Annotated in this window: 2 protein-coding genes; both read left to right on the plus strand. The window is 47.0% G+C overall.

The features are described 5' to 3' along the window. The first annotated feature begins 314 nt into the window (after positions 1-314). Entirely contained in the window at positions 315-2,723 is a 2,409-nt protein-coding gene (locus tag QVO39_RS01780; RefSeq protein ID WP_021902762.1) for a TonB-dependent receptor, read from the plus strand. A 15-nt stretch (positions 2,724-2,738) separates the two neighbouring features. Beyond that, positions 2,739-4,262, plus strand: a complete 1,524-nt coding sequence (locus QVO39_RS01785) for a PepSY domain-containing protein (RefSeq protein ID WP_021902763.1) — start codon at positions 2,739-2,741, stop codon at positions 4,260-4,262. Positions 4,263-4,496 lie beyond the last annotated feature (234 nt).

Consider the following 4,496-nt stretch of genomic DNA (forward strand, 5'->3'; position numbering starts at 1 on the left):
GGGGGGAAGGCTGGGTTATTAGACCATGTAAGCCCTTCGGGCTACCAGCACCTTTTCCGACACGGCGCCTCTTGGGAGAAGGGTCTCGGCAGAGGTCATTGCTCCATTATCCTCAACAGCTTGTATATGATAATTCGCACATCAGTCTCTTCTAATGCGTAACCCCCTGAGACTTCCGAGCATCAGGGTGAAATGAGCGGCAAATTGTGTACCTTTGCGGGAAATAAATTCTGCGACCATTGTAGTGTGCGTATGCTTGCATTATGCGACACAAATTGGTCGTGGAGCTAATTTACAATCATTTATATCATCTTATGAAGCATTATTTTACAACATTCATCATTCTCTTGCTTCTTGCTAGCTCTTCAACGAATGCTTTAGCAATCAATGCAAAAGGGAATTCTGTTACCGACCCTACAAAAGCTGAGCCTGACTCGGTATACCACCTTAAGAGCTTAGAGGTAGTTGGTTTTAGACGCGACAAGGTCTCTAAAATCAATGTGGAGATGAAGCATCTCCCCTTTAGGATCTCCAAGATCTCTTTGTCGCCACTGAAGCTTAGAGGTGTTTTTGACTTCCAAGAGGCTGTTAGATTTACCCCTGCTGCGCATGTGAGCACTTCTTATGGTGCGTTTCAGCAACTTAGTGTGAGAGGTTTCGACTACACCCCCATTGAGATTGATGGGATGCGTGACGAGCGTACCACCTTCAACTCTTATCCTGTTCCCGACCTTACGATGGTTGAGACCCTTGAAGTGACCAAGGGGCCTGCCTCTATTCTAACAGGCCACTCATCTGTTGGCGGTGCTATTAACATAGTGCGTAAGTCGGCTACGAATGTGCCTACTCTGGAGCTACTCTTGATGGGTGGTTCGTGGAATACATACCAAGTATCTGGGACCATTGGGGGAAAGGTGGTCGATGGTATTAATACGCTTTTCAACCTAAATGTGGCTGGTGGTGATGGCTGGCGAGATAGAGGTGATAAGCGGTTTTCGCTGTATAATAACACCAACTTCCGATTGGCACCAAATCATGTGCTAGACTTGAGACTGAGCTATGTGCACGATTATTATGGTACCGAAGCTGGCTTGCCCGCTACGATGCCTGCCGATATTACAGATGAAGTTGCTGGTAAGGTGATCTATCGTGAGGGTGACCTCCTTAGGGGTCTTAACCTAGCACAGAGATACAATACGGAGAGTGACTTTATGTACAATACTAATGCCAATGGTATGCTTCGCTACGTTTTCTATATGGATAATGGGTGGAAGCTCTCCAATAAGGCGATGTACAACTATGATGTCATTGATTACTTCTCTACAGAGACACTAAGCTATCCTACTAGCGACAAGCCTATCTTCCCTTATTTTTACACAAGGAATGGGAAAAAGACTTATATTGATCTTGACCATGTACAGCGTACGTTTCCACTGCGTTTCCAGCATAAGGCTCAGACGGTTCAGGACCAACTGGACTTCTCTGGTAAATTCAACATTGGTTCGGTGGGTAACAATATCTTAGTTGGTGGCTCTTATACCTTTATGGATAGGGTATCATTCTCTGGATATAGCGTTGCTAAAAAGCCTTATGCTATCCATCATCCGAATGATAAGGATGATGTGTGGGGCCCTGGGGTAAATGCCATAGTCTCTGCCTATCAGCCAGATAATAGTCTCTTGATGCATTCTCGCTTTGGCAAGGCGTCGCCATCAAAGACTCAAGTGATTGGTCTCTTCTTCCAAGATGTCCTGGACTTCTCTAGTCAATTGAAGGGATTTATTGCACTACGATACAATAATTATAGCATTAAAAACTATCGTAGTTCTTCTGCCATAGACCGCAAGGCTCAATACGATCGTGGTGAATTGACCTCCAATCTGACTTACAACTCTCTTACGTATCGATTGGGGCTGGTGTATGAGCCTATTGAGGATCTCTCTATATATGGTAGTTTTTCCAACTTCTTTGTGCCAGACCGTAGGGCGAGGTCTTTTAGTGAGAAGCAAATCTTAGTGGACCGTCATGGCAAGATAATTGACCAATCGAAGCTGGACTTTAAGAAGGCGGTATTTGAGCCAACCACTGGTTACCAAGCAGAGGTGGGTGGTAGCTTTAGCTTCTCGGATAAGCTGAGTGGCACCCTATCTCTATACCATATTAAGCAGAATAACCTAGTCCGCAATATTGGAGTAGTGTCTGGAATAGTGGATGGTAAAAACATAGATAAGAGTGTGGTTGCACAGGTGGGGACTGTACTCTCCAATGGTCTGGAGACGGAACTTAACTACAGACCTATTGACCGCCTCTTTATCAGCCTAGGATATGGCCTCACAGATGTGAAGTATGGAGAAATTGCGAAGAATGAATTGGGTCTAAGTGGTGTGGACAAGGGTGATAGGCTCAATAGGATCCCAATGCACACTTTCTACTCATTTGGTAATTACACCATTGATAAGGGAATACTTTCTGGACTTGACCTCAACTATAGCGTTACATTTACCGATAAAATATATAGGAACTTTGGTCGCAACCTGTACTACGACCCTTATACTTTGGTAAATGTGGGAGCTAACTACGCCATCAAAGACAGTGGTGTCTCTGTAGGACTGCAGCTGAACAACCTTTTTGACAAGAGCTACTTTGCACAGTCTTTAGGTAATCAGATGATACCTGCTGCACCTCGTAATTTCAAGCTAATGATTCGCTACAAAATATTCTAAGCACTACTGGATGCTATGAAGCTTTTGCGTTTTTTGCACAAATGGCTAGGCATATTAATGGCACCTCTGCTAGTGATGTGGTTCGTCACTGGTTTCTTTATGATCTTTTCAGGGTTTCCCCGAGTGGAGAAGGAGCAAGCGTTTGCTCTATTGGACCCGATTGGAAGCATCGACTCCCTACCCAGCACGGGTGAATTGATTGATTGGTACCAGACGCACACAGTCACAGGAGCCAACCCTACAACCCTCTCACTGAAGCGTGAGGAGGGGAGGGCTGTGCTCTCGCTCAGTGGGGAGCAAGGTGTGGTCTTGATGGACCTTCGCTCCCAGAAGCCTATAGTCGATATTCCTCCAACGCTGGAGGAGCTAACCGAGAAAACACTCCGGCTTACGGGACTCTCGCCTGCCCGGGTAGATACATTGCACCAGCTTAATCAGTGGTTACCTTTTGCCTCACGTAGAGAGGACCTGCCTTTTATCAAAGTATCGGTAGAGGATCCGAAGTCTACTACCCTTTACTTCTCTGGCAAGAGTGGCCAACTATTGCAGGAGACTAACCAAAGTAATCGCTGGATGGCCTACTTTGGTGCCATCCCTCACTGGATTTACTTCTGGCCAATTCGGCAAGATGTAGAGCTTTGGAAGGGGATATTTGTGGTCTTGGGGATTATAGGCTGTGTGATGATTATTTCAGGCATCATTGTGGGCGTTGTATGGACCGTGAAGAGCCGAAGATCCTCCCGACGCCGTTGGTCGCCCTTCTCAAAAAGGTCGGGCAAGTGGCTGTATTGGCACCATATATCGGGGCTTCTCTTTGGTCTAATTGTGCTCACGTGGATGTTTAGCGGCTGGATGTCCTTGGACTCATTACCCCGCTGGCTTACTGGCCCATCCCCTCGTAGTGAGCTTTACACCATTAGGGATGGAGGAGCTATTACTGGCGATGAGATGATGCATTTTGAGCCCATCCTTGCCCAGCACCCCAATGCAAAGCAGGTGACCTACTCGCACTACATGGGGCGGCCATACTATCGACTTGAGGAGAGTGCCAAACCAGCTACCTACCTAGTATACAATGATGATGGTTCGCTTGCCCAACTGGCATTAAGCCAAGAGGAGGTGGTGAGTTATCTCAATGATCTCGACCTAGCGATAGAGGTGAAGGAGGCTTCGGTACTCCACCACTATAAAGGCGATTATCTCCCCCATCCGCGGGGAAAGCGGAAGCCACCTCTCCCTGTACTTGACCTCTTGACGGCTGAGGGGACTACCCTTTACATCGCATTGGACGAGCCCTATTTATCCGTACAGAATCGGGCGACGAGGCTCAATAATTGGGCCTACCAAAAGCTCCACTCGCTAAAATTTGTCTGGAGCTACGAACACCCTACGCTTTGGCTCTGTATCATGCTCTTCTTACTCACAGGTGGAGCGATTGTTAGTGTCACTGGCTTAGTCCTCGGATGGCGAGCCCTGAAACGTGCACTAAAGCACCGCTCCAATAACCATCAGCGACGTAGGGAGGTACAGCAGGGGTAGCCCATTAAGAGGATATCCATTGGCATTCCCTTTATCCCCTATCGGGGAAAAGCTAAGGTAAGGTCCTCCATAGGTTGGGGGACCTTACCTTTTGCGTTCCGATTTTAACTGTAGTGGCGGTTTTGCAGCTTCGAAGGGGTCATTCGAGGGGGTCAGGGGTTACGTATTAGAAAGGTCTTCCAAGTCGTAATGATCGGAGCATCGGTAGTAACCCAAAAAGTGTGTAAGGCAGAA

The organism is Porphyromonas sp. CAG:1061 (assembly GCF_000435035.1).
GTDB lineage: Bacteria > Bacteroidota > Bacteroidia > Bacteroidales > Porphyromonadaceae > Porphyromonas_A > Porphyromonas_A somerae.